Here is a 23,846-nt window from a genome sequence, read left to right as displayed (position 1 = left end):
CAGGCCAAGATCAAATCACGGGAGCGAAAGCGTAAGGGCGGCCAGGAACCGGAGGACGATGAGCCGTTCTGATTTCATGGCGACGACGGCCTGCTACATGGCTGCGTGTGGCAGGTCTTAAACAACTGAACTGGGCTAGCGAAGGAGTGGGGGCAACAGCAGCTGCGCTGGTAGACTTATCCACAGTTGCTGGTAACAAAATCAGCAATCCGCCCTGGGTCAAATTTCAATCGGCAGGGTGGGTCAATTTTCCATCAGCGCCAACACGGGCCCTTCGAGAGCCTGAATATGCCAGGTATGACCATGGCTTTTCCATTGGTCAGCTCAGAAGTAGCTGTGGGACTTAAGCCAGGAGATCACGTACGTATCGGCGCCCGCCAGAAAAACTCCGGCCTGATGATCGAGCAGCTCAGCAAGGAAGGAGACCAGCCATGATCGCACGCCTGATCCACTGGTCTATCGGCAATCGCTTTCTGGTGCTGCTGGCGACCCTGTTCATCACCGCCCTGGGCATCTGGTCGCTGCGCAACACGCCGTTGGATGCACTGCCGGATCTGTCCGACACCCAGGTCATCATCCGCACAAGCTTCCCCGGGCAGGCACCGCAGATTGTCGAGAACCAGGTGACCTACCCGCTGGCCACCACCATGCTCTCGGTGCCGGGGGCGAAGACAGTGCGCGGCTACTCGTTCTTCGGCGACTCCTTCGTTTATGTGCTGTTCGAGGACGATACCGACCTCTACTGGGCACGCTCGCGGGTGCTGGAGTACCTCAACCAGGCGCAGGAACGCCTGCCCGAGGGTGTTACCACCACCCTTGGGCCGGATGCCACCGGCGTGGGCTGGATCTACCAGTACGCCTTGGTCGACCGCAGCGGCCAGCATGATCTTGCCCAGCTGCGGGCACTGCAGGACTGGTTCCTTAAGTACGAACTCAAGAGCCTGCCCAACGTAGCCGAAGTGGCCACCCTCGGCGGCATGGTCAAGCAATACCAAGTGCTGCTCGATCCCCAGAAGCTGGTGGCTTATGGGGTAACTCAGCAGGAGGTCGAAGCGGCACTGAAGAGCGCCAATCAGGAAACCGGCGGCGCCATCCTGGAGCTGGCAGAGCGCGAGTACATGGTCCGGGCTTCAGGCTATCTAGAGAGCCTGGCGGATTTCCGCAATGTGCCGCTGCGGGCTTCGGCCAGCGGAGTTCCGGTGCTGCTGGGTCAGGTGGCCACCATTCAGTTGGGGCCAGAGATGCGTCGTGGCATTGCCGAGCTGGATGGCCAGGGTGAAGTGGTAGGTGGCGTGGTCATCTTGCGCTCCGGAAAGAATGCCCGCGATACCATCGCCGCGGTGAAGACCAAGCTGGACAGCCTGAAGGGCAGCTTGCCGGCCGGCGTCGAGGTGGTCACCACCTATGACCGTTCGCAATTGATCGACCGCGCCATCGATAACCTCAGCTACAAGCTGCTGGAAGAGTTCGTGGTGGTGGCCCTGGTTTGCCTGATCTTCCTCTGGCACCTGCGCTCGTCGCTGGTCGCGATCATCACCCTGCCCCTGGGCATCCTGATGGCCTTCATCGTCATGCGCTACCAGGGCGTCAATGCCAACATCATGTCGCTCGGCGGGATCGCAATCGCCATCGGCGCCATGGTCGATGCCGCCGTGGTGATGATCGAGAACGCGCACAAGCACATCGAGGCCTGGAAGGCTCGACACCCCGATGAACCGCTTCAGGGCGAGGCGCACTGGCGGGTGATCGGCGAAGCTGCGGCCGAGGTCGGGCCGGCGCTGTTCTTCAGCCTTTTGATCATCACCCTGTCTTTCCTCCCGGTCTTCACCCTGGAGGCCCAGGAAGGCCGCCTGTTTGGCCCGCTGGCATTCACCAAGACCTATGCCATGGCGGCTGCCGCCGGACTCTCGGTCACCTTGGTACCGGTGCTGATGGGCTACTGGATTCGCGGGCATATCCCCAGCGAACAACAGAACCCCTTGAACCGCTGGCTGATCGGCGCATACCGGCCGGTACTGGAGTGGGTGCTGGCTTGGCCAAAAGTGACCCTGGCGCTGGCCTTGCTGGTCTTTTTGTCCAGTCTCTGGCCCCTCAGCAGACTCGGAGGAGAGTTTCTGCCGCCCATGGACGAGGGCGACCTGTTGTACATGCCCTCGGCCCTGCCCGGCTTGCCGGCGAGCAAGGCAACCCAGTTGCTGCAGCAAACCAACAGGATGATCCTCACGGTGCCCGAAGTGGCTCGGGTATTCGGCAAGGCCGGGCGTGCGGAGACCGCCACCGATCCAGCACCGCTGGAAATGTTCGAAACCACGGTGCAGTTCAAGCCGCGCGAGCAATGGCGAGCCGGGATGACGCCGGAGAAGCTGGTCGAGGAGTTGGACCGCGCGGTGAAGGTCCCCGGGCTGTCCAATATCTGGGTGCCGCCCATCCGCAACCGCATCGACATGCTGGCGACGGGGATCAAGAGCCCCATTGGGGTGAAAGTGTCCGGAACCTCCTTGGTCGACATCGAGCGCATAACGCGCGATATCGAGGCCGTGGCCAAAGAGGTGCCTGGGGTGAGTTCGGCCTTGGCAGAACGCCTGACCGGAGGTCGCTATGTGGATATCCAGATCGATCGACTGGCCGCGGCGCGCTATGGCCTGAGCATCGCCGATCTGCAGACGGTGGTATCGGGCGCAATCGGCGGCAGAAATATTGGCGAGACGGTTGAAGGACTGGCCCGCTTCCCGATCAACCTGCGCTATCCCAAGGAGTGGCGAGACAGTCCGCAGGCACTACGGCGTATGCCGATCCTCACCCCAGCCGGCCAGCAGATCACCTTGGGCACCGTCGCCCAGGTTAGTCTGACCGAAGGGCCGCCGATGCTGCGCAGCGAGAACGGGCGACTGTCCGGCTGGGTCTATGTCGATGTCCGCGGGCGCGACCTGGCCTCGACCGTGCGCGAGCTGCAGCAGCGCGTCGCCGAGCGGGTACAACTCGACGCCGGCATGACCGTCTCCTACTCCGGTCAGTTCGAATTCCTCGAGCGCGCCAATGCGCGGCTGGCCTGGGTGGTGCCGGCGACTCTGTTGATTATCTTCGTGCTGCTCTACCTGACTTTCAGCCGCTTCGGCGAGGCCCTGCTGATCATGGCCACCCTGCCCTTTGCCCTGTCGGGCGGCATCTGGCTGCTCTACTGGTTCGGCTTCAACCTGTCGGTGGCCACCGGCGTGGGCTTCATCGCCCTGGCCGGCGTCTCGGCCGAGTTCGGGGTGATCATGCTGCTGTACCTGAAGAACGCCTGGCATGCGCGTGTGGATACCGGGCGCAGCGGTGATCCGGCCCTACTGGAGGCAATTCGTGAAGGCGCGGTGCTGCGTGTGCGGCCCAAGGTGATGACGGTGGCCGTGATCATCGCCGGCCTGTTGCCAATCCTCTGGGGCGGAGGTGCCGGATCTGAGGTGATGAAGCGCATCGCCGCGCCCATGGTCGGCGGCATGATTACCGCGCCGCTGATGTCCATGTTGGTTTTGCCGGCCGCGTACTGGCTGATGCGAAGGCAGCGTACACAGAAGGTTCGCGCACCGCAGGAGCTATAGCTTTACAAACCCGGGCAAGCCACGCGCCAAGCTGACTCGCCCGGGTAACGCGGCAGGAAGCATTACGGCGATGTAACTTTGACTTCATTTTTATGACAGGTTGAGCGGATATATTTTAATCACCACCTTGAAGGAGTGATTAAACATGAAAAGCCTCAAAGTTATTGCAGCCCTTGCCGCTATGGTTGTTTCCTCTGCCACTCTGGCAGAAGGCGGCGCTGATCGTGTTTATGGTCGGATGATTCAGGCCAATGAGCAGGCCATGCAAGAGTATGCTGCCGCTAACGGAAAGAATCCGCCTGAAGTTATTCATTACCGCTACGGCATGAAACTCGATATCGCCAGGGTCGTGGCCACTACCCCGACGGACTCTAGCTGCGGTGTGATGCCGGCCCAGATGACCTACGAGGACTCCAATGGCGATCTGAATATTCTTGAATACCGGGCAGCCGGGACAGGTTGCCGTAATCAAAACTAGATAAATGACATCGCGCTGACTGAAATGTAATTTCCAAGTCACCCTGACGTTATTTGGCATGTGGAAATATGACCAAGGCGTGCCTGGCTATGCCCGGCGCGCTTGGCACATATATGCGACCACACAATGACAACTGCCAATAACATCAGGAGCATTTATGAATAACAGAACCCTGTTAGGACTTTCTCTGCTCGCTCTGAGCATCAGTACCGGGCAAGCTGCAATGGCCGCCGGCGAGAAAGGCGAGGGATTTATCGAAGGCAGCAGCCTGACCATTCTCAATCGAAATCTCTACTTCAACCGCGATTTCCGTAAAGGCCAGTCCAGCAGCTCGGGTAATGGCTATTCGGAAGAGTGGGCGCATGGCGTGATAGGCAGATTCGAGTCTGGTTTCACCGAGGGCACCATAGGCTTTGGTGTCGATGCCTTTGCCATGCTAGGGCTCAAGCTTGACACCGGCGACGGCCGTTCTGGAGCAGGCGGCTCAGTCGACGTGATGCCTTACAACAGCCTCGGGCAGGCTGAGGACAACTACTCCAAACTGGGGGGCGCGGTGAAAACTCGGTTCATGGATACCGAGATCAAGGTAGGCGACGTCTTTCCCGTCAGCCCGGTCGTCCAATACGGTGATGCACGGCTTTTACCGGAGAGTTTTCGAGGTGTCACCGTGGTCAACAGCAGCGTGGAAGGACTGTCGCTTCAGGGCGGTCGCCTCCACTCGATGAGCCAACCCAATACCAGCAGCATGCGCGACGGCTTCGCTACCTTCTACGCGGGCGAAGTGGACTCGCCATGGATCGCCTATTTCGGTGGTGATTACACGCTTAATGACAACGTCGGCTTTAGTCTCTACACCAGCCGCCTCAAGGATGCCTGGAATCAATATTACGCGGGCACCACGCTGAGCTACCCGCTTGCGGACGATGTCGCCTTGATCGGCGGGCTGAACTACTACAAGGCGGTCGATGAAGGGAAGCAGCTCCTCGGGAGCTTCGATAACAACATCTGGAGCGGCAAGGTCGGCATCCAATTCGGCGCTCATACAGTGCTGGTGGGTCTCCAGCGCAACAATGGCGATGATGACTTCGACTACTTGCGCCAATCGGACTCCATCTACCTCGACAACTCCATCCAGTACAGCGACTTCAACTCGCCGAAGGAGAAGTCATGGCAAGTGCGCTATGACCTGGATATGGAGCCTTTCGGCGTGCCTGGATTGAGCTTCATGACTCGATATGCCCAGGGCTGGGATGCCGACTATAGCAACGCCAACGAAGTCTATATGCGCCGTGATGACAACGGCGATCCGTTGACCAACCAGAAGCGCTGGGAGCGGGACATCGAGGCCAAGTACGTTGTGCAGTCAGGGTCGTTGAAGGACATGTCCTTTCGCATTCGACAAGCCACGACTCGCGCCACCGACTTCGAGTCGGATTTGGATGAGTTCCGCCTGATTGTCGAGTACCCGCTGGAAGTTCTCTAACCCTGGCAAGCGAGCGGGTTGATTGCCCGCTCGCTCCTTGGTCCTGCTGTCCCCTCGTAGTGCTCCTTTGGTTTGGAGACAGCCCTTGGCGCCCTAGGGCGCCTTTTTTACTTAGGTTAAAGGACGTATGAAAATGAGTCGGCCACTACACACAAGCGGCCGTGCTGGCAGGCAGTACTACTGGGCGGGATATTCTGCAACGACCTGATCAGAACCCGTCTTGGTCAAGCCAATGACCTGGTAGGCATGCTGTACGCCATCGACTTCCATGCCGGGGGAGCCCGCCGGCATCCCGGGAACAGCGATGCCCAGCAGATCATCGCGCTTGGTGAGTTCGATGACCTGAGCCGCCGGCACATGACCTTCGACGAACTTGCCGTCAATCACCGCGGTGTGGCAAGACGCCAACCGCGGCGCGACGCCCAGTCTTTGCTTCACTGCTGTCATGTTGCTTTCAACATGGTCGACGACTTTGAAGCCATTCGCTTCGAGGTGTGAAATCCACTTCTTGCAACATCCGCAATTGGCATCACGATGGGCATCAATCGTCAGGGCATCAGCTGCTTGAACCGCAGACGTGACGGAGAGAGCGGCCAGTAAGGCCAGATATTTAGCTTTCATGTACGTGCTCTTTGCCATCGGCGTGGGTGTGGGTCTTGGGCGAGGCATTCGGAGCCTGCTCGGCGTGATGATCACCTCCGTTGGACGACGCCTCATCTCCAGCATGGTGGTCATCGCCACTCATATCCGAATGGTGACCTGCCTTAGGTGCGGAGCCACCCTCGCTATCCGTAGCCGCGGCATCGTGATGACCAGGCTCTCCAGCATCACCTGATCCATGATGGTCATCGCCTCCGCCACTATTGTCATGATGGCCAGGCTTGTTGTCGCCGTGCTGTCCTTCATGGTTATGCATCTGCGTTTCCCCACCACCGTGCTGATGGCCGCCACTGGATGCGACGAGTGTTTGGTATTGCTTGGCATCCATCGTCGGCAGTTGGTTGAGGAAGGCAACCATGCCCCAGATGTACTCGTCTCCCATGCTCTTGCCCCACGCAGGCATACCCGTTGCCTTGATGCCATGCTTGATCACCCAGAACGCTGCTGACGGATTGCCATCGACACCGATCTTGGCGAGGTTGGGGGGCGCAGGATAAAGCGATTGGCTTAGCTCGGTCTCCGCCACACCTGGCGCCAAATGACAGCCGATACACATGGCGTTGTAGTTGCCCGCACCGGCGCGAATAAGAGCTTGATCATCCAGGTTGGGAACCTCGATGTCCCGCGAACGGACTTCGATAGAGCGGTCACGGGCCATCGTGAGAAACGCATACACTGCAGGAAAATGGGGATCGTCGGCCCCCACGTTGACCACGCCAAAGTAGGCGCCGGCCAGGACAGCTGTGCTACCGACCACGCCGGCCGCCACCAAAGTTTTAATTGTTCTTTTCATGTCAGGTTCTCAAAACCACATCCGGATACCGGCGACAAAACGCGCCTCGTCTACATCACCGCCCTCGTCGCGCACCATGTCTGCCGTGTTGCCATAGGAGCGGCTCCAGGAAACCCCGATATAGGGGGCAAACTGCCTGACAATCTCGTAACGCAGACGCAAGCCGAGCTCGGTATTTGCCAACCCAGACCCCACACCTCGCTCAGGATCGTTCTTGCCGTAGAAGTTCATTTCGGCAGTTGGCTGGAGAATCAGCCGGTTGGTCAGCAGAATGTCGTACTCGCCCTCCAGTCGGGCAGCAGTTTGGCCATTCTCGCCGACGAAGGCCGTGGCTTCGGCCTCAAAGGCGTAAAGCGCCATGCCCTGGATACCGAAGGCGGCCCAAGTCTGCGGCGACTCCGGTTTGAAGTCCTGGCGAACGCCCGCGACGACATCCCACCAAGGGCCGATCGAGCGGCCGTACAGCAGCTGTAATTCAGCATCCTCGGTCACGCCGTTGGTACGCTCGCCTTCGGAGCGGAACCAGACCCGGTTGATATCACCGCCTACCCAGCCCGACGCATCCCAGGCCAGGGTGCTGCCCTCATCTGCGTCCTGGTATTCGAGCTGATCGAGCAGGAAAAAACTGTTGATGGCGCTGTCGTGAACCTTGTGGCCAGGTAATGGCGGGAAAGCCGCTTGGCGATCAGCATCCGTCAGAACGGGAATCGGCGTACGGCTGGTGGTTCTCGGGGCTTCAGCGGAGCCATGGTTCATCTTTGAATGATCCATGCCCTCCATCTGTCCTTGCATGGCGCCATGCCCCATCTTGCTGTGATCCATAGCCTGGGCCTTCTCTTGGCTCTGGCCGTGGCCCATCTGGCTATGATCCATGCTGCCCGAAGCACCCTGCATGGCACCATGGTCCATCTTGCTGTGATCCATGCCCTCCATCGGCGCTTTGGCGGAACCGTGGCCCATCTGGCTGTGGTCCATCGACATGGAGCCGTGCCCCATTGCCGAATGATCCATTTCTTCCGCAGCCTGGGTAACGCCGCCGCTGAGTGCACTCAGCGACACGGCCAGCGCTATGAGGGACGGGCGTGAAAACCTAGTGGTCATGGTTCGAACCTGCTTCGGCTTCGGTGCCGCCATGCTTATCCATCATCTTCTCGTGCCCCATATCGTCATGGTTCATACCCTCATGATCCATGGCGCCATGATCCATCTGCTGGCCAGCGGCCTTGCCTTTCGATTGATCTGCAGGCTTGTCACTGGCGTCGGGCGCAGCCGACTCGGCAGCATGTTGTTCGTGCTCGCTGTGCCCCTCACCTGCCAATGACGTCGGCGCGTGCAGAACAGCCAAAAGACTGAACATCGCTGCGCTGCCAAACAGGGCATTACGCTTCATAAAAGTACTCATCAGAAATCTCCTTTACTCATCCACACGGACTTCACGGAACATGCCCATTTCCATGTGGAGCAACAGGTGGCAGTGAAAGGCCCAACGACCCAACGCATCGGCAGTCACCCGAAAGCTGCGCTTGGAACCTGGCGGCATGTCGATGGTGTGTTTACGCACCAGGAAATTGCCGTTCGCATCCTCCAGATCACTCCACATGCCATGAAGATGGATCGGGTGAGCCATCATGGTGTCGTTGACCAGCGTGATGCGAACACGCTCGCCGTACTTGAGGCGCAGAGGCTCGGCGTCAGAGGACTTGATGCCATCGAAGGACCAGGAGAATTTCTCCATGTGCCCGGTAAGGTGCAGCTCGATGGTGCGACTTGGTTCGCGACCATCCGGGTCGAGGAAGGTGCTGCGCAGGTCAGAGTACGTGAGGACGCGTCGGCCGTTGTCTCGCAAACCAATACCTGGGTCGTCCAACTTATGCGTTGGTGTCATGGTTTGCATATCGACCAGCGGGTTGTTGGTCTCTGAGGCTGGGTGTGCCTGCATGGCACCTGCCATGCCAGCCATGCCAGCCATGCCAGCCATGCCCGAATGATCCATTCCAGCCATCTGGCTGTGATCCATGCCGGCCATGCCACCCTGCATGCCCCCATGATCCATGCCCGACATACTGCCGTGATCCATCCCGGCCATGCTCCCATGATCCATGCCGCCCATGCTGCCGTGGTCCATGCCCATGTCACCCATGGCAATCAGTGGGCGCGGGTCAGGGCTTGGTACCGGTGCACTCAACCCTTCCTGTACCGCAAGGGTGCCGCGCGCATAGCCAGTGCGGTCCATGGATTGGGCAAACACGGTATAGGCCTGTTCGCTGTCTGGTTCGACGATCACGTCGTAGGTCTCGGCCACGGCGATACGGAACTCGTCGACGCTGACCGGTTTGACGTGCAGACCATCGGCCGCAACCACAGTCATCTTCAGGCCCGGGATGCGCACATCGAAATAGGTCATCGCCGAGGCGTTGATGAAGCGCAGGCGGATCTTTTCGCCTGGTTTGAATATGCCGGTCCAGTTGCCATTGGGTGCCTGGCCATTCATCAGGTAGGTGTAGGTGTAGCCACTGACGTCAGCGAGATCCGTCGGGCTCATCTTCATCTCGGCCCACATCTTGCGATCGGCTACGGCGGCGGACCAACCCATCTCGCTTACGTCATCGATGAAGTCACCAACGGTGCGTTTGTGCTGGTTGTAGTAGTCCGACTGTTTCTTGAGCTTGGCCAGTACCCGCGTTGGATTTTCATCCGTCCAGTCGCTCAGCAACACGACGTAATCACGGTCGTAACTGAAGGGCTCGGGCTCCTTGGCATCGATGACCAGCGCACCGTATACGCCGAGCTGCTCCTGGAGCCCAGAATGGCTGTGATACCAGTAGGTGCCGTTCTGGTTGACCTTGAACTTGTACTCATACATGCCATCAGGGGCGATGCCATGGAAGCTCAGGCCAGGAACACCATCCATGTTCGCCGGCAGGATGATGCCGTGCCAATGGATGGAGGTGTCCTCCTTGAGGCGGTTGCGCACGCGCAATGTGACGGTATCGCCTTCGCGCCAACGAAGAATCGGCCCAGGGAGCGAGCCGTTGATGGTCATGGCCGTGCGCGCTGCGCCGGTGATGTTCACCGGGGTTTCACCGATGAATAGGTCGAATTCGTTACCAGTCAGTACGTTGGGCTGGCCGGGGCTGTTCACCGCCCAGACCGGCGTGCGCCACAGGCCAAGTCCGCCGATAATACCGGTGGCTGCCAGGCCTTTGACGAAGGTGCGCCTTGTGGTTTTGCTTTGCATGCCGTTTTGTCCAATCCGTCAAATGAGCCGGTGATGGTGTGCCCGGTCTCGGGTTCATGGCTGCTTCAATGTCGGGGATTTACCCCTCAACTTTCCACGTCGGTGCATTGCACAATGCCTTACCGACGATGAGCAGTATGAAACTGCCATATTTCAACCATCCGGGTGATTACATTTCTGTAAGGTAGATGACTTCAGCAGTTGGTGTGCTCTGCTTGCTCGGTTGGACTGCTGGCTACAGGAGCCTCAACTTTCTGCTGCTGGGCCACCCGGTAGGCCTCCAGAGACGTCTGGCGTGCCTGCTCCATGCGTGCAAACGTGCGATCAGCACCGCCTTCGGCCATCGCCAGGCTGGAAACACTCAGGGCAGCAACTACAAACAGGGTTTTGATCGATTTCATTTCGTTAATCCTCAGGAGTTTAGAAGCCCCTGTAACTAGTGGGGACGAGCGTTAAGCTCGCTGCTACGTTAACCACGACGCCCTGTCAGCAACCTGATCCGAACATTACAGTTCTGTCAGTTTGCTATTTCTTTCTTGTAGGCCCTCCTGAAGGCTCGGTACTGTCTTCCTGCCCGCGCAGCCTTGCGGATTCCATGGGCCTGATCGGTAGCAATGCCTGAGCTAACTCGTTCATTCGCACCGACGGATCGCGACCATCAAACAATCAAGAGAGATTGTCACTATGTCGAATAAATCCAACGTCGCTACCGGTGCCGCTCTGGCTCTCGTGGCCGCCAGCCTGTTTGCTACCCTGCCTGTCCAGGCCGCCCAGGACACCAAAGCAGCAGAAGTGAAGTGCTTCGGGATCAATGGTTGCAAAGGGCAGAACGACTGCATGACCGCGAAAAACGACTGCAAAGGCCAAGGCGAATGCAAAGGCCAAGGGTTCAAGTTGATGACCCAGACCAAATGTGACGAAGCCGGTGGCAAAACCAGCGAATAAGGCGGTTCAGGGGAGTGCATGCCACTCCCCTGCTGGAGTCTCGAATGAGTAAGCGCAAAACTCTGGGTTTCGGTCTTGGCCTTCGTAACGAGTATTACCGGCAGATCCTGGAGGAACGGCCTGCGGTCGACTGGTTCGAGATCATTTCCGAGAATTACCTGGTGGAGGGCGGCAAGGCTCTCTACTTCCTTGATGCGATCGGCGAGCACTACCCCCTGGTGATGCACGGAGTATCTCTTTCGATTGGCGGCTCACATGCCTTGGACATAGACTACCTACGACAGCTCAAGCAGCTGGCGGATCGGGTGCAGCCCCAGTGGGTTTCCGACCACTTGTGCTGGAGTCGCGGCAACGCCCATCAACTCCACGACCTGCTGCCGCTGCCGTTTACCCAAGAAAGTCTGCTGCATGTCGCCGCGCGGGTGCGTCTAGTGCAGGATGTTCTGGAACGTCCCATTGTGCTGGAGAACGTTTCTTCTTACGTGCAGTGGAAGACGTCCAGCATGAGCGAATCGCAGTTTCTCTCGGAACTGAGTTTCCTGACCGGTTGCGAATTGCTCCTTGACGTGAACAACGTCTACGTCAGCGCACGAAATCAGGATTTCGACCCATGGCAGTTCATCTTGGAATTGCCGCACGAGCGGATTCGGCAAATTCACCTGGCCGGGCACAGCGATTACGGGCAGTACCTCATCGACACCCATGACCAGCCCATCGCTGATCCGGTTTGGTCTCTCTACAGCAAGACTTTGAGCTACTTGGGCCCGACATCGACCTTGATCGAGCGGGATGACCAGTTTCCGCCGCTGGAAGAGCTGTTGTCCGAATTAGCACATGCCCGTGCTATCGCCAAATCTGTGATATCGGGGGCCACCCCTTGAGCCTGATCGCCCTACAGACTGCATTTGAAACTTACCTGACAGGTGACAGTGCCCTGCCCTCCAACGAGCTTTTGGAGCAGATCCGAGGTAGCACAGCGCTGAGTGCTCTCGAAGGCCTGCAGATCTACCACAACGCTTACCGTTCGCGCCTGCTTGCGGTCTTGCGAGAAGACTTCCCTGCCCTGCTTCACTGGATCGGCAACGAATCATTCGAGCAGCTCGCACTGGCCTACTTGGCCGCCTGGCCACCACGACATTTCAGCATTCGCTGGCTGGGCGAGAAGCTGCCCGAGTTCATTAGCAGCTACGTCGAAGAACCCCAACTATCGCCGATGCGCGAACTCGCGGAACTGGAATGGGCCTTTACACTGGCCTTCGACGCTCAGGATGTCGAAGCGCTTTCGCTGGAGACCATGAGTGATTTTTCGGCTGAAGACTGGGTTTCATTCAGGGTTTCCCTGACTGCATCTGCCCGGTGGTTGCAGCTGCAGTACAACACGCTGGAGTTGTGGAAAGCCGCCAAGTCCGGCAGCTTGCTGCCTGATATTACCCGCCTGCCAACGAACCTAGCCTGTCTTGTTTGGCGTCATGAACTCGTCTGCCAGTACCGGAGCCTGGAGCCAGCGGAGGCTTCGGCATTGCAGTTTCTCATCGAGGGCGGATCGTTCGCTGAACTCTGCGAGTCGTTGAGCGCCACGCATGGCGAGCAAGCTCCCTTGCAAGCCGCGACCTGGTTGAAGTTGTGGGTCAACGACGGTTTGCTAAAGCGCGGCCAGCTATTACACGAATGACCCGGAACCTTTAGGCTAGCGCTCTCTCTTTGGCCACTCCGAGCGCTTCTATGACTCACCGCATCATGCATTTCAAACAGCAAGCCTTGCTTGACCCGGAGACCTATCAGGCAATGCTGGCCGACGGCGTTGGTCATTGGGAGGCGCTTGTAGGAAAAGTCGTCGGCATAGAAGACGAAAAAAGCCACGAGTTCGCTGCATTGAAAAGCCTGTTCAAGCGCAAGCGGTACTCCTATGACACGCTGGAAATGCGCGAGCCAGGCGATCACTCAAACTGGCTTCGCGGCCGAGATGGTTCAGAAGGTATGACCAACGAGGTCACCAGTATCCCAGGGCTAAAAGAGCTCTCAGAACTGGAGATTTAGTGGGATAGCAGGTCAGCGCTCAAGCGCTGACCTGGGCCGAATAGCCAAGCTCCTGGATGAGTTCGCGGATCGATTCGGCACTTTCTGTGCTCTCAACGGTGACCTTGCCGGCCGCTCGATCCACTTCTACTCGTGCATCCTGATCCAGAGCTTGAATGGCCTTCGTGATTTTGCTCACGCAACTGCCACAGCCCATCCCCGCAACACTCAGACTAAACATGTCTTTCACCTCATTTCGTCCGCGGCTCAAGTTACCGCGCGGACAGCATCGACCTTGACACGATGGCAAGGTCAAGCCCATAAGCGCTACAAAAGGATCAGCCGTTTACCACGGGCGTAAGGATGGGGGTTGGTGAACACACCACGACATGCCTTGCGCCCCTCGTCAGTGCGACGTATAGATTCTGGGGGGTCATAAGCTCAGGATGCAGGACAACCGAGACATCCGCCTCCAGCCCCTTGAGAAGTAATGTGCTGCCTACAGAGCGTCTTGCGATCGGTCGGGCAAGGTGTCTATTGCGCTCTCGCGCTTGAATGGCTGCACTCAGAAAGTCGGCAGCACCTCCCACCACCGCTTGCATTGCAGACCGGCAGCAGTACAGAACCTCCGGTCGGTATACACGTGCCCCGTGCTGCTCAGCGAGCGTATCGATCACACGGAGCGCTTGCCCCAATGTTGGCGCTGCTACGAAATCGATCGCCGCAGCCTCGGCCGCGGTCGGAGGCGTTCGGGCCCTTCCTGCACGCAGCGACTCCACGCGCGTTCGCAGGTTTGCTGCACCTACCCCCGTCATTACGCTGGAAGCAAACTCCACAAGTTGTGCCAGAGCATTGGCACCCTGCAAGTCAAAGTTCCTGGCGAAGTTGACGAGATCTCTCAGGTCGACGGCTTCTACGGCCATGGCACCGGGTGTCTGGCTCGTGAGCTGATGGCGACCTTGCACGTTGATGGAGTCCCCGATGATGAGGACGCTACCCTGAGCGTTGGGAGCTTCGGTTCTCGCGGCCACCAGTCGCTGCTGAACTTCGGTTCCGGCGTTTAGCTGCACCCAACGCACTTCTGCTGGAGCCGTGCGCAGATCCACCGGCTGACCAGCTTGAAGTTGTTGCCTTATGGCGAGCAGCCACTGCCCGAGGTTCTCAGCTCCAGCCAGCCGCCAGCGCCACGGTATCCTCAACTCTCCCGCTGCGGGAAACAGGGGTTGCACCTCATTCGCCCAATGCACCAGTCGATTGCCACGGAAGCTGAATATGGCTTGCATCGGGTCACCGAGCACGCAGGTCGGAAGCACCTGGGCCAAACCAGACACGATGGCGTGCTGGACGACGTTGCAGTCTTGGTACTCGTCGACAAGCAACCGTGCATAGGTGGCGCGAAGGGGCTGAGCGAGGTGACCGGCCTGCAACAACTGCATGGCGGCCTCCCGAATTGCCGGGTAGTCAGTATTGGGTTGATGCAGCTGTAGGATCTGCGGGTTATGGCCGCTTCGCGCTGGGAACTTAGCGATCAGGCGCATCGAGAATCCGTCAATGGTGGAGACTCGATATGCGGAGTTAGGAACACCGGCTCGTCTCAGGCGCGCCCGTAAGGCCGCAACGCCGGCGTTCGTATGTGTCAAGACGAGGATGGGTTTGCTCTGCGTATGCGCGATGAGCGTCTCGGCAATCAATTGCGTTTTTCCACAACCTGCGGGGGCCGTTATGGAGCCACGCTCGATAGCGAAAAGATCAATCTCAGGGGGCACTTGTAAACGTCCAGAGCTGATTCGTGACTGCCATGAAGCCCGGTTCGGCGTTCTGTAAAGACGGACCGACGATGTCCCTTGCAACCTCCTGATAGGTTGTCAGCGACTTGAACCAGCCGCTGTTGCGGATACGGGATGCGGTTCCCAGCAGCTCTCGTCTCTCAGGTGAGTACCCATCCACGAGTCGCTTGGCTCGGATATCGTTCAGCGTCACGCGGCCTTGGGACTTCGTCTGAATGTGTGCGTTCATCAGCTCTGCACCCACTATTGTTTCGGCTTTCGCCAGAAGTGCATCGAGTGCTTGCTCACTGAGATGGCGGAAGATCTCGTCCTCCAACGTGAGGCCTGGTCGCCATGTAAGAATTTGCCCGCCTGCGGCCAAGAATGCTTCAGCGAGCCCCGCGGTCGAAGGCTTGTCGGCATCTACAAAAACCATCACGCGGTAACCCAAGTTCAGAAGTGCTGTTCCCCGGATAAGACTGTTATCGGGGCTTCCCCCGCCGGCGTCCACATACGCGCCGCCATGGGCCAGGAATGAGGTAGCGCCAAGACTGACCCACCATTGGTCAAGGCCACGCGCGAAGCCAACCTCGCTGGCCCCCTCGCAAACGATGATGGATTTGGCGAGGAATGCTTCGGGGTCCTTCCGAAGGGTACTTTGTACCTCGTTGGCTTCCCCAGCTGGCATAACACTGTGGCGCTGAGGTGCTGACCGAACAACGAATAACTGGCTGCCGGACAGCTCGCGCAGCGCGACCGGCGAGTGCGTCGTCATGAACACTTGCAACGGAGCGGCAGCGTCCTTTGCACCCAGCGAGTCCAGGAATCGCATGAGCCGATGAGGTTCAAGCCCGTATTCCACCTCATCAACCAGGGCAATTGGCGCGGCGCTGGCCGCAGCCCTTTGAAGCCCTGCCACTAGCAAGCGTGACGAGCCCGTGCCAAGGGAGCGCAGCGGAATACCTGTTTCACTGTGCAGCGCGATCGCCCCCTCGCCAATCGACACAGAATGTGCGTCAAGGAGCGCCTGAGGCATAGCCCCGACCGAAACGCCAAGATGCTGTGCTGTGCGTTGCACGACCTCAAGCGTCTGGGTCAGATGTTCGGCTGCTTGATTGCCAAAGTTCGCTCTTGCTTGCCTAGCGGCGCGCGCCAGTTCAGCACCAAGCTCGGCGCGCTCATCGGTAAGTCGATTGAGCACTGAGCCACGACTCCACGACAGGTTCGAGCTCGCAAAGCTGCCGATACGGGCGGGCGCTAGTGCCGCTCGTTCTTTCCAGGGAAGAGTGCGTTCAAGTTGCTGCTGCTCCGCGCGCTCGGAGAAAAGTGTCCAAACAGGCTCCAAATCGGCACCAACTTGCAGACGCAAGGTGATGACGGTCTCCAGCCCCGCTCGCGGTTCGTCTTCGACTTCCCCCGTACCGGGATGGAATCCACGCAAGAACTCGCCGTAGACATCAATATCCATCAGCGATAACGGCAGATCGCCAAGCGCCACGCTGATGGTGATGGGTACATCGACGTTTAATGCGAAGAAGTCCATGTCGCCGAACGTGCCGCCTCGGCGGGCGCCGACGCAAAGGTCAATCGCATCTAGAATGCTGGACTTTCCACTATCGCCAGGACCTATGAGGCAGTTAATTCCTGGGGCCGGCACCCAGTCGAGCGCCTGGATAGATCGGAAGTTGCTGATAATCAGTCTGCGAATGCGGGCCACGGAGAGTCCTCATGGGTTAACGACGACCAGTCTCCTACCCGCAGCGGCAACAGTCCATCGAACGTCACCTCGTCACTATGTGTTGCGACAGATAGGTCGGACCGGAAACTACCGTACGGCATTTTCCGGTCAGATGCGCTTCTGAATAATCACCTGGTCGGTGGTATGGAAGCCTATCCGATGTCCGTTGATTTCAACCTCAGAGCATTGAAGACCACCGACGCCGAGCTGACACTCATCGCCAGCGCAGCAATCAAGGGCGACAGAAGATGCCCCGTCAGCGGGTACAGCAGCCCCGCTGCTAGCGGGATTCCCATCGCGTTGTAGAGGAACGCAAAGGCGAGGTTCTGCCTCATGTTTTTCACGGTTGCCACTGACAGGGTGCGCGCTCGCAGGATGCCCATCAGATCTCCCTTGACCAGCGTCACTTGGGCGCTGTTCATCGCCACATCGGTACCGGTGCCCATGGCGATACCTACGTCAGACCTGGCCAGGGCGGGCGCATCGTTGATGCCGTCACCCGCCATGGCGACACGACGGCCATAGCCCTGCAAATCGGCGACCAGTTTCTCCTTATCCTGCGGTTTGACCTCACCATGCACTTCCTCGATTCCGAGCTGCTTCGCCACGGCTCTTGCTGTGGTGAGGCCATCACCAGTGGCCATGATGACCTTTACGTCTTCGCTTTGAAGCTTGGAGACAGCCTGTTGAGAAGTAGGCTTGATTGGATCGGAAACGGCCAGGAGACCCGCCAGGCGACCATCGACGGCCAGATAGATGATGCTGATGCCCTCCAGGCGCAGTTGCTCTGCACGGTTACGCAGCGGAGTAATATCGACGCCCGCCTCCTCCATCAACGCTGTGTTCCCAAGCTGCAGTTGATGGCCATCGACCTGTCCGCGTACACCAATACCTGAGCCAGATTCGAAGGTCTCCGGTTTCACCAGGGCAAGACCCTGTTCACGCGCATGATCGACAATGGCATGCGCCAGCGGATGCTCGCTGCCCTGGTCGAGGCTTGCGGCCAAGCGCAGAACCTCGACCGAGTCGAACGGCCCGGTTCCCTCTGCACTATGAAAGGCCGGCCGCCCCTGCGTCAGTGTCCCGGTCTTGTCGACGATCAAGGTGTCGATTTTGCAGAGGTTCTCGATAGCGCTGGCATCGCGGAACAACACACCGCTGCTGGCGGCCTTGCCGGTCGCGACCATGACCGACATCGGCGTTGCCAAGCCCAGGGCGCATGGGCAGGCAATGATCAGTACGGCCACAGCGTTGATCAGGCCAAATACCCAACCTGATTCCGGCCCGAACACCCCCCAGCCAAAAAATGTCAGGATCGCGATCAGGATCACCCCCACCACGAAATACCCTGCCACGGCATCGGCCATACGCTGCATGGGCGCCTTGGAACGCTGGGCCTTAGCCACCATCTGGACGATCTGCGACAACATGGTTTCGGCGCCCACCTTCTGCGCTTCCATCACCAGGCTGCCGTGGGTGTTCAGGGTGGCACCGATGAGGGTATCCCCTGCCCGCTTGGTGACGGGCACCGGCTCGCCGGTGAGCATCGACTCGTCGACAGCGCTCTCGCCCTCCAGCACGGTGCCATCCACCGGGACTTTTTCGCCCGGCCGGACACGCAAGTGGTCACCCTGATGGACGTGGGTCAGCGGAATATCTTCTTCCTGGCCGTCAGGCCTGATGCGCCGGGCAGTCTTGGGGGCCAATCCCAGCAGTGACTTAATGGCGGCAGAGGTCTGCGAGCGGGCTTTGAGTTCGAGCATCTGGCCCAACAGCGTGAGCGAGATGATCACCGCGGCGGCCTCGAAGTAGACGCCGATGCGTCCATCCTGAACGAAGGCCGCCGGGAACCACTGCGGCACCAAGGTAGCGGCCACGCTGTAGAGGTAGGCGGCTGCAGTTCCTAATCCGATCAGCGTCCACATGTTGGGGCTGCGGTGCCGGATGGAGTCAATGCCGCGGGTGAAGAATACCCAGCCGCCCCATAGCGTCACTGGCGTCGCCAGAACCAGCTCAACCCAGTTCTGGGTCGTGCCATGAAACAGTTGCAAGGAATGGCCAGCCATCGCCAATACGGTCACGATGACGGTCAACGGTAAAGTCCACCAGAACCGCCGCGAGAAGTCCTTCAGCTCTGGGTTTTCCTCCTCTTCCAGCTCCGGGATGACAGGTTCCAGCGTCATCCCGCAGATCGGGCAGTTTCCGGGAGCCGGTTGACGGATTTCTGGATGCATCGGGCAGGTGTATTCAGCACCTACAGGTGTCGATGTGGGTGCTGGAGTCGCGTGCTGGTGATGCTCCCCATGAGACTGATGGCTCATGTACTGATGAGGATCTGCTTGGAATTTCTCTAGGCACTTCGCACTGCAGAAATGATAGGCCTTCCCTTCAAAGCTCTCGCGATAAGGGCCATCAGGTTTGACCTCCATGCCACACACCGGGTCGCGCTGGCTCTCGGAGTGGGCGTGCGAGTTATGTGAATGATCCTGGTCATGATGGCAGGAGGTCTTTTGCATGCGATCTATGTCCTTTCTTCGTCCTTGGAAACAGCGGTGCTGCTGGAGTGGGAGTGCCCGCCGTGATTGTGGCCAAACAGATGCATCAGCGGGCATAGCAGCAGGATGAGGTACGGCAGGGCCTGCGAAAGATGACCGTAATGCTCACGCGCTACATAGAAGATGCCGATTACGGCCAGCATGATCAGCGCAATGCCAATCTTGCTCTTCCAAAAAGGCGGCTCAGTGGTACTGGTGTGATGGGTATGGTCCACGACAATAGCCTCGTTTCAATGGCGGCCGGATCAGTATAGGTGTCTCAGACTGGACGGAGTTGGCGAGTATCAATAAACGTCAGCGTACGGTCACCTTACCGACCATTCCCGACTGATAATGTCCTGGAATATTGCAGGCGAACTCCAGTTCGGTGGCGGCGGAGAAGGTCCAGATCAACTCTTCGCGTGCTCCAGGTTCGACAAGAACACTGTTGGGGTCATCGTGTTCCATACCGACCATCTTCATGCCGCCCATGGCATGGCCCATATTGCTCATGTCATGTGCACCTGTAGGGGACAGCGTGCCGTTCTGAAACATCGCGGCCATCTCTTTCTGGTGCGCGGCATGGGATGCCGCTTTGCCAAGATTGAATTCGTGTAGCAATGCACCGTCATTTTTCAGGACGAAGCGAACTGTCTCGCCTGCTTTGATCTCCATTGCTTTGGGTTCGAAGAAGATGTCCCCCATCCGGACTTCGATGGTGCGATCTACTGCCTGACCGTCTCCCGGTTGCCCAATACTGTCTTTCTTGTGGCCCGGGCTGGCCAGCGCATTGGCTGCGCTGAATAGCAAACCCACGGTGGTGATCAAAGAAAGGGATTTGAGGGGTAGGCGTTTCATGGTTAGACCTCGCTGGGATGCTGGAAATCTCATGCTATTACTCGCTTGCTGCCAGGCCGCTGCCCCCAAATCTACAACTGCGTCAGCTGGGAAAAAGCACGGCGCCATAGAGGCGCCGCTAGGCCAAAGGAGCAATCACGGAAGGCCTGGAAGATGGGAAAATCCTTATCGATGGCACTCTTTGTCGGCCATCATCAGCTTGTGCTCGCGAATCATTTGACCCAGCACGTCGTCTACTAACTTGTCGTGTTTTTCCATCCAGGCCAAATGATCTTCGGCAGACATGCCTGGAGCAGGATGTTCATTGTGCAGCTGACTCATGAGGTCTTCGAGCATGTTCATATGCTCCTTCATATGCACATGCCGCTCGCCGACTGGGGCCTTCTCTGCCTGGATCAGCACGGCTTCCGCTTTGTCGCGCATCTGCTGCATGCGCTGCATGCGCTCAAAGGTACGATCACCCCCCCCCTTCGGCCCAGACCATAGAAGAAAGCAGCAGCGAACCAACCAGAAGTAAAGGTTTCAGCGATTTCATGGGACAGTCTCCATCAGTGCAAACTATGGCCGGCACCTCTGCTTTTGGTCTGTCGAGGGCCGAGAGCACAACCTAGTGCTCATGCTTGCACCTTAGACAAGCCACCCTGTCAGCGAGCTGAAGCCAGAATTACATTTTCGTAAGCTTCTGGTTGGGGCCGCGGTTTGCCTGCAAACTCAGGCCACCCGACTTTTGGAGTCTGCACACATGAAACTACTGGTAGCTGAAGACGAGCCCAAAACCGGTACGTACCTCCAGCAAGGTCTCACCGAGGCTGGGTTCAATGTCGACCGGGTTATGACCGGTACAGATGCCCTTCAGCATGCACTTAGCGAAGCCTATGACCTGCTAATTCTGGATGTAATGATGCCTGGGCTGGACGGTTGGGAAGTGCTGCGCATGTTGCGCGCAGCAGGAAAAGACGTCCCCGTACTGTTCTTGACGGCACGCGATGGTGTGGAAGACCGCGTTAAAGGGTTGGAGCTGGGTGCGGACGACTACCTGATCAAGCCATTTGCTTTCTCAGAGCTTCTGGCCAGGGTCAGAACGCTGTTGCGCAGAGGTAATGGTTCGCCGACGCAGACCACCATGAAAATTGCCGATCTGGAAGTCGATCTGATGAAGCGGCGTGCGATCCGTGGCGGGAAAAGAATTGACCTGACCGCGAAGGAGTTTTCACTGCTGGAACTGCTACTGCGCCGGCGCGGCGAGGTGCTCCCGAAGTCGCTGATTGCCTCTCAGGTTTGGGACATGAATTTCGACAGCGACACCAATGTCATTGAGGTCGCGGTACGCCGGCTACGCGCAAAAATCGATGACGATTTCGATCTCAAGCTGATTCATACCGCCCGCGGCATGGGATACATGATGGATGCGCCGGAGTGAATATGAAGCACCTTTCGCTGACAGCACGCATGAGCCTGATGTTCATGTCCGCGGTAATTGCAGTCCTGACGGTAGCAGGGCTGAGTTTCAATATGCTCAGCCAGCACCACTTCAAGATGCTGGATCGGCAGGCCCTGGTGGAGAAACTCGAATCCGCCAAACATATCCTCAACAATGCTCGCGGTGAAGCGAGCCTTTCGGAAGAATTACCGCAGTTGCGAGCCTTGCTGGGAGCCCATCAGGATCTGGCGGCCACTATCCTGGCCAGTGACGGTTCTGTACTGTTCTCCGACCCCAGAGCAGTCGAAGTACCAGAGCGTTTCAGACGTGCAAATGAGCAGAGCATGTGGGAGTGGCAGAACGGCCAACACATGTACCGCGGCATGACGGCGCAAATCTCGGTAGCCGATCAGGCTGAGCCGCTCACAGCTTTGCTGATTCTTGACGTCACCAATCACACACACTTTTTCGACACGCTGCAACGATGGTTCTGGATTGGATTGGTCATCAGTGCCCTGTTCAGTGCCGCGCTCGGCTGGGTGGTTGCTCGCAGCGGCCTTAGGCCTCTGCGGCAAGTCACTCATGTGGCCTCCGGGATGTCCGCTCGCTCGTTACAGGAACGAATCCCTCTCGAACCAGTGCCGCGGGAACTTCAGCAACTGGTTCTATCCTTCAATGCGATGTTGGCTCGGCTAGAGGATGCCTTCGTTAGGCTCTCCAATTTTTCGGCCGACATTGCCCACGAGCTACGCACGCCCGTTAGCAACCTGATGACCCACACCGAGGTCGTGCTGAGCAAGAAACGCGATATCAATGCCTATGAAGAGAATCTCTACTCCAACCTGGAGGACTTGAAGCGCATGTCTCGGATGATTGATGACATGCTTTTCTTGGCCAAGGCTGATAATGGCCTGATCATCCCCGAGCAGGCCAGGATCGAACTGGCCGACGTAGTCTTCAAGCTGTTTGACTACTACCACCTTCTGGCCGAAGAACATGGCATTGAACTATCGCTCACAGGCACAGGCCAAGTGCTGGGAGATCGGCTGATGCTTGATCGTGCACTCTCCAACTTGCTGTCCAATGCACTGCGCTACACGCCGGCGGGACATACAATTTCGGTTTTGATCCGCGAGACAGCGGGCTCCACAACCTTCAGCATTGAGAACCCAGGGGACACAATCAGCTCAGAGCATCTAGAGAAGCTCTTCGACCGCTTTTACCGGGTTGACCCCGCTCGGCGGGAGGGCAGCCCGAGCAACGCCGGGCTCGGGCTTGCAATCACCCGATCCATCATTGAGGCTCACAAAGGCCGCATCTGGTGCACCTCAGCCGCCGGCCTCACGGGCTTTCACATCGAATTGCCCCATTCCAGATGATGCCGATCTGGCGGTAAGTAGGCTACAGCTAAACCGCTAGCCCAAATTGACAGGGTGGGTGCAACTCGACTGAGCGCAGATTGCATTCGCCATCCAGATAGGTAACGAGCGGTGAGCTGACACTAGAGCCCCCCATTCGCTCTCGGGTAGTAGTTTATGAAGTTTGAAAACGGCATACCCCACGCTTGCCTCGCCAATCCAATCCAATGCTCGAATGGCTTCCCCCGCTCCAGTAGCGCCTAGAGCCATCAACCATCGAGGCGCATACCGAATCGACACGGTGGTCTTGCCTACCTGAAGCTCCCTAGAGCGTCCGTCGGTTAGAAAGACATAGCGAACTGGAACCTGTGTGCTCAGCCCTAATTTATTTTCCATCGAAAGGTTAAAACCACCGGCTTTCAGCCGGTGAGCTTTAGCGCCACCATGCGGGCTGGAGGGCAAGCGCATGGATTACAGATACGGCAGTCATACGGTCTACCAGATCGAGTATCACTTTGTTTGGGTGACTAAGTACCGATACAAGGTGCTCAGCGGTGAGGTTGCTGAGCGAGTGCGAGAGCTGGTGAGACAGACGTGCGAAGCATTTGAAATTCGGATTGTGAAAGGTGTGGTGAGCAAGGATCACGTGCATATTCTGGTGAGCAGTCCGCCGAATTTGGCGCCGAGTGAGATCATGAGGCGGATCAAGGGGCGTACGGCGAGCAAGCTTTTCGAGGAGTTTCCCCATCTGAAAAAGCGCTATTGGGGGCAGCATTTTTGGGCTCGCGGGTACTTTTGCGCGACGGTTGGGCAGATGACGGAAGAGATGATCAAGCAGTATCTGGAGCATCATTTTGAGCCGAGCCCGAACGATAATTTCAGGATGGAGCCTGACTGATCCGACGCGTCGTTCAGTCGACGCGTATCCGGACTTTCAGTCCGTAAGTCACTAACCCACCGACTTCAGTCGGTGGTTGT

Annotated in this window: 23 protein-coding genes and 2 pseudogenes; 11 read left to right on the top strand and 14 right to left on the bottom strand. The window is 58.2% G+C overall.

The features are described from left to right. Positions 1–261 precede the first annotated feature (261 nt). The 4 genes and pseudogenes from DBO86_RS00125 to DBO86_RS00110 form a co-directional block, all read left to right on the top strand. Positions 262–435 (top strand): annotated as a pseudogene (locus DBO86_RS00125) (copper-binding protein); the annotation flags it as partial. Further along, complete coding sequence (locus DBO86_RS00120; protein ID WP_108232655.1) at positions 432–3,581, top strand: efflux RND transporter permease subunit; 3,150 nt, start codon at positions 432–434, stop codon at positions 3,579–3,581. The pseudogene DBO86_RS00125 and the gene DBO86_RS00120, both read left to right, overlap by 4 nt. Positions 3,582–3,726: 145 nt before the next feature. Then, positions 3,727–4,059, top strand: coding sequence for a DUF2790 domain-containing protein (locus DBO86_RS00115; protein ID WP_004574339.1), 333 nt, complete (start codon positions 3,727–3,729; stop codon positions 4,057–4,059). A 157-nt stretch (positions 4,060–4,216) separates the two neighbouring features. Beyond that, entirely contained in the window at positions 4,217–5,542 is a 1,326-nt protein-coding gene (locus tag DBO86_RS00110; RefSeq protein WP_108232654.1) for an OprD family porin, read from the top strand. Positions 5,543–5,719: 177 nt separating this feature from the next. On the opposite strand, the gene DBO86_RS00105 is transcribed toward DBO86_RS00110, so the two are convergent. The 6 genes from DBO86_RS00105 to DBO86_RS00080 all read right to left on the bottom strand — a co-directional run bounded on the left by DBO86_RS00105 (position 5,720) and on the right by DBO86_RS00080 (position 10,634). Next, positions 5,720–6,163, bottom strand: coding sequence for a DUF411 domain-containing protein (locus tag DBO86_RS00105; RefSeq protein WP_074860368.1), 444 nt, complete (start codon positions 6,161–6,163; stop codon positions 5,720–5,722). Then, positions 6,153–6,995, bottom strand: coding sequence for a c-type cytochrome (locus tag DBO86_RS00100; protein ID WP_100549390.1), 843 nt, complete (start codon positions 6,993–6,995; stop codon positions 6,153–6,155). The genes DBO86_RS00105 and DBO86_RS00100 overlap by 11 nt, the downstream gene beginning before the upstream one ends. 9 nt (positions 6,996–7,004) lie before the next feature. After that, a complete protein-coding gene (locus DBO86_RS00095) occupies positions 7,005–8,096 on the bottom strand; it encodes a copper resistance protein B (protein WP_003246748.1) in 1,092 nt (363 codons plus the stop codon). Continuing rightward, positions 8,086–8,397: a hypothetical protein gene (locus DBO86_RS00090; protein WP_074860372.1), complete on the bottom strand. Its 312-nt coding sequence runs from the start codon at positions 8,395–8,397 to the stop codon at positions 8,086–8,088. Before DBO86_RS00090 ends, DBO86_RS00095 begins: the two co-directional genes overlap by 11 nt. 12 nt (positions 8,398–8,409) lie before the next feature. Beyond that, positions 8,410–10,233 carry a copper resistance system multicopper oxidase gene (locus DBO86_RS00085; protein ID WP_108232653.1) on the bottom strand — a complete coding sequence of 608 codons (1,824 nt, stop codon included), beginning with the start codon at positions 10,231–10,233 and terminating at the stop codon, positions 8,410–8,412. Positions 10,234–10,427: 194 nt separating this feature from the next. Further along, positions 10,428–10,634 (bottom strand): co-regulatory protein PtrA N-terminal domain-containing protein, encoded by a 207-nt coding sequence (locus DBO86_RS00080; protein WP_003460125.1) that lies wholly within the window; start codon positions 10,632–10,634, stop codon positions 10,428–10,430. 283 nt (positions 10,635–10,917) lie between these two features. On the opposite strand from DBO86_RS00080, the gene bufA2 reads away from it, so the two are divergent. The 4 genes from bufA2 to DBO86_RS00060 are packed head-to-tail and all read left to right on the top strand — an operon-like array spanning position 10,918 to position 13,215. Continuing rightward, on the top strand, positions 10,918–11,178 hold the full coding sequence (gene bufA2, locus DBO86_RS00075; RefSeq protein ID WP_108232652.1) for a BufA2 family periplasmic bufferin-type metallophore: 261 nt from the start codon (positions 10,918–10,920) through the stop codon (positions 11,176–11,178). A 44-nt stretch (positions 11,179–11,222) separates the two neighbouring features. Beyond that, on the top strand, positions 11,223–12,059 hold the full coding sequence (gene bufB / locus DBO86_RS00070) for an MNIO family bufferin maturase (protein WP_108232651.1): 837 nt from the start codon (positions 11,223–11,225) through the stop codon (positions 12,057–12,059). Next, positions 12,056–12,850 carry an HvfC/BufC N-terminal domain-containing protein gene (locus DBO86_RS00065; protein WP_108232650.1) on the top strand — a complete coding sequence of 265 codons (795 nt, stop codon included), beginning with the start codon at positions 12,056–12,058 and terminating at the stop codon, positions 12,848–12,850. Before bufB ends, DBO86_RS00065 begins: the two co-directional genes overlap by 4 nt. Positions 12,851–12,900: 50 nt before the next feature. After that, entirely contained in the window at positions 12,901–13,215 is a 315-nt protein-coding gene (locus tag DBO86_RS00060) for a hypothetical protein (RefSeq protein ID WP_108232649.1), read from the top strand. A 19-nt stretch (positions 13,216–13,234) separates the two neighbouring features. Here the strand turns inward: DBO86_RS00060 and DBO86_RS00055 are convergent, their stop codons facing one another. The 7 genes and pseudogenes from DBO86_RS00055 to DBO86_RS00025 all read right to left on the bottom strand — a co-directional run bounded on the left by DBO86_RS00055 (position 13,235) and on the right by DBO86_RS00025 (position 20,625). Beyond that, the gene (locus tag DBO86_RS00055) at positions 13,235–13,435 is read right to left on the bottom strand and encodes a heavy-metal-associated domain-containing protein (RefSeq protein WP_003246756.1); all 201 of its coding nucleotides are present in this window, start codon (positions 13,433–13,435) and stop codon (positions 13,235–13,237) included. Between the two features lie 97 nt (positions 13,436–13,532). Beyond that, the gene (locus tag DBO86_RS00050; RefSeq protein ID WP_033725463.1) at positions 13,533–14,960 is read right to left on the bottom strand and encodes a UvrD-helicase domain-containing protein; all 1,428 of its coding nucleotides are present in this window, start codon (positions 14,958–14,960) and stop codon (positions 13,533–13,535) included. Then, positions 14,950–16,677 carry an ATP-dependent nuclease gene (locus DBO86_RS00045; protein ID WP_004374677.1) on the bottom strand — a complete coding sequence of 576 codons (1,728 nt, stop codon included), beginning with the start codon at positions 16,675–16,677 and terminating at the stop codon, positions 14,950–14,952. Before DBO86_RS00045 ends, DBO86_RS00050 begins: the two co-directional genes overlap by 11 nt. A gap of 173 nt (positions 16,678–16,850) precedes the next feature. Further along, positions 16,851–19,214: a heavy metal translocating P-type ATPase gene (locus DBO86_RS00040; RefSeq protein WP_167399084.1), complete on the bottom strand. Its 2,364-nt coding sequence runs from the start codon at positions 19,212–19,214 to the stop codon at positions 16,851–16,853. A gap of 5 nt (positions 19,215–19,219) precedes the next feature. After that, entirely contained in the window at positions 19,220–19,468 is a 249-nt protein-coding gene (locus tag DBO86_RS00035) for a DUF2933 domain-containing protein (RefSeq protein ID WP_003246761.1), read from the bottom strand. Between the two features lie 79 nt (positions 19,469–19,547). Then, a complete protein-coding gene (locus DBO86_RS00030; protein WP_108232647.1) occupies positions 19,548–20,090 on the bottom strand; it encodes a cupredoxin domain-containing protein in 543 nt (180 codons plus the stop codon). A 165-nt stretch (positions 20,091–20,255) separates the two neighbouring features. Next, positions 20,256–20,625, bottom strand: a pseudogene (locus DBO86_RS00025) (co-regulatory protein PtrA N-terminal domain-containing protein). A 207-nt stretch (positions 20,626–20,832) separates the two neighbouring features. Here DBO86_RS00025 and DBO86_RS00020 point away from each other — a divergent pair. Both DBO86_RS00020 and DBO86_RS00015 read left to right on the top strand, forming a co-directional pair. Then, complete coding sequence (locus tag DBO86_RS00020; protein ID WP_004374688.1) at positions 20,833–21,510, top strand: heavy metal response regulator transcription factor; 678 nt, start codon at positions 20,833–20,835, stop codon at positions 21,508–21,510. 2 nt (positions 21,511–21,512) lie between these two features. Then, positions 21,513–22,889: a heavy metal sensor histidine kinase gene (locus DBO86_RS00015; protein WP_208630296.1), complete on the top strand. Its 1,377-nt coding sequence runs from the start codon at positions 21,513–21,515 to the stop codon at positions 22,887–22,889. Positions 22,890–22,925: 36 nt separating this feature from the next. Here the strand turns inward: DBO86_RS00015 and DBO86_RS26385 are convergent, their stop codons facing one another. Beyond that, positions 22,926–23,264, bottom strand: a complete 339-nt coding sequence (locus DBO86_RS26385) for a DUF6088 family protein (protein WP_244185484.1) — start codon at positions 23,262–23,264, stop codon at positions 22,926–22,928. Between the two features lie 70 nt (positions 23,265–23,334). Here DBO86_RS26385 and tnpA point away from each other — a divergent pair, with 70 nt between their 5' ends. Continuing rightward, positions 23,335–23,766 carry an IS200/IS605 family transposase gene (tnpA, locus tag DBO86_RS00005; RefSeq protein ID WP_003460108.1) on the top strand — a complete coding sequence of 144 codons (432 nt, stop codon included), beginning with the start codon at positions 23,335–23,337 and terminating at the stop codon, positions 23,764–23,766. Positions 23,767–23,846: the final 80 nt, after the last annotated feature.

Origin of the sequence: Ectopseudomonas oleovorans, from assembly GCF_003052605.1 — a bacterium.
GTDB classification, from domain to species: Bacteria; Pseudomonadota; Gammaproteobacteria; order Pseudomonadales; family Pseudomonadaceae; genus Aquipseudomonas; species Aquipseudomonas oleovorans_A.
The sequence above is the reverse complement of the archived record's forward strand: the minus strand, read 5'-3'. Positions and strand labels throughout refer to the sequence as shown.

What these genes read in the sequence shown, in the direction of transcription:
- DBO86_RS00120 (WP_108232655.1), top strand. Translation starts at nt 432, where the DNA reads ATGATCGCACGCCTGATCCACTGGTCTATCGGCAATCGCTTTCTGGTG.
- DBO86_RS00115 (WP_004574339.1), top strand. Translation starts at nt 3,727, where the DNA reads ATGAAAAGCCTCAAAGTTATTGCAGCCCTTGCCGCTATGGTTGTTTCC.
- DBO86_RS00110 (WP_108232654.1), top strand. Translation starts at nt 4,217, where the DNA reads ATGAATAACAGAACCCTGTTAGGACTTTCTCTGCTCGCTCTGAGCATC.
- DBO86_RS00105 (WP_074860368.1), bottom strand. Translation starts at nt 6,163, where the DNA reads ATGAAAGCTAAATATCTGGCCTTACTGGCCGCTCTCTCCGTCACGTCT.
- DBO86_RS00100 (WP_100549390.1), bottom strand. Translation starts at nt 6,995, where the DNA reads ATGAAAAGAACAATTAAAACTTTGGTGGCGGCCGGCGTGGTCGGTAGC.
- DBO86_RS00095 (WP_003246748.1), bottom strand. Translation starts at nt 8,096, where the DNA reads ATGACCACTAGGTTTTCACGCCCGTCCCTCATAGCGCTGGCCGTGTCG.
- DBO86_RS00090 (WP_074860372.1), bottom strand. Translation starts at nt 8,397, where the DNA reads ATGAGTACTTTTATGAAGCGTAATGCCCTGTTTGGCAGCGCAGCGATG.
- DBO86_RS00085 (WP_108232653.1), bottom strand. Translation starts at nt 10,233, where the DNA reads ATGCAAAGCAAAACCACAAGGCGCACCTTCGTCAAAGGCCTGGCAGCC.
- DBO86_RS00080 (WP_003460125.1), bottom strand. Translation starts at nt 10,634, where the DNA reads ATGAAATCGATCAAAACCCTGTTTGTAGTTGCTGCCCTGAGTGTTTCC.
- bufA2 (WP_108232652.1), top strand. Translation starts at nt 10,918, where the DNA reads ATGTCGAATAAATCCAACGTCGCTACCGGTGCCGCTCTGGCTCTCGTG.
- bufB (WP_108232651.1), top strand. Translation starts at nt 11,223, where the DNA reads ATGAGTAAGCGCAAAACTCTGGGTTTCGGTCTTGGCCTTCGTAACGAG.
- DBO86_RS00060 (WP_108232649.1), top strand. Translation starts at nt 12,901, where the DNA reads ATGACTCACCGCATCATGCATTTCAAACAGCAAGCCTTGCTTGACCCG.
- DBO86_RS00055 (WP_003246756.1), bottom strand. Translation starts at nt 13,435, where the DNA reads ATGTTTAGTCTGAGTGTTGCGGGGATGGGCTGTGGCAGTTGCGTGAGC.
- DBO86_RS00040 (WP_167399084.1), bottom strand. Translation starts at nt 19,214, where the DNA reads ATGCAAAAGACCTCCTGCCATCATGACCAGGATCATTCACATAACTCG.
- DBO86_RS00030 (WP_108232647.1), bottom strand. Translation starts at nt 20,090, where the DNA reads ATGAAACGCCTACCCCTCAAATCCCTTTCTTTGATCACCACCGTGGGT.
- DBO86_RS00020 (WP_004374688.1), top strand. Translation starts at nt 20,833, where the DNA reads ATGAAACTACTGGTAGCTGAAGACGAGCCCAAAACCGGTACGTACCTC.
- DBO86_RS00015 (WP_208630296.1), top strand. Translation starts at nt 21,513, where the DNA reads ATGAAGCACCTTTCGCTGACAGCACGCATGAGCCTGATGTTCATGTCC.
- DBO86_RS26385 (WP_244185484.1), bottom strand. Translation starts at nt 23,264, where the DNA reads ATGGAAAATAAATTAGGGCTGAGCACACAGGTTCCAGTTCGCTATGTC.
- tnpA (WP_003460108.1), top strand. Translation starts at nt 23,335, where the DNA reads ATGGATTACAGATACGGCAGTCATACGGTCTACCAGATCGAGTATCAC.